This is a genomic window from Psychrobacter sp. 1Y4, assembly GCF_051847555.1.
Genome location: NZ_JBPYDE010001226.1, coordinates 1 through 503, shown reverse-complemented (window position 1 = coordinate 503; position 503 = coordinate 1). Strand labels below are relative to the sequence as shown.

The 503-nt window shown below is 41.2% G+C and carries 1 pseudogene; it reads right to left on the bottom strand.

The features are described 5' to 3' along the window. Nucleotides 1-87: 87 nt before the first annotated feature. Nucleotides 88-503: pseudogene (locus ACS8FC_RS21265) on the bottom strand (Si-specific NAD(P)(+) transhydrogenase); the annotation flags it as partial.

Genomic DNA, 503 nt, shown 5'->3' with positions numbered 1-503 from the left:
ATCTATGAGCATAAAAAAAGCGCCTACTAACATTAGCAGGCGCTTTTTTATACATATAACACTTTTACTTTGAGTAATTGTTAAGCATTAAAATACTCGGTTTAAACCATTCAATGCTGCCACACGGTATGCTTCTGCCATCGTTGGATAGTTAAAGGTCGTATTTACAAAGTACTCAAGCGTATTATTGCTCTTACACTTCATCACAGCCTGACCGATATGAATAATCTCCGAAGCGTGGTTCCCGTAGCAATGAATGCCTAAAATCTCCAACGTATCACGATGGAACAATATCTTTAGGACACCCGAGCGTTCACCAATAATTTGGGCACGTGCCAGATGTTTAAAGAACGCTTGACCCACTTCATATGGGACTTTTTCATCTGTTAGCTCCTGCTCTGTTTTACCGATACAAGAGATTTCAGGAATGGTATAGATACCAGTCGGTACACTAGATACTGGTTCCGCATCACTGTCACCAACCATAAATGCAGCGGCACAGC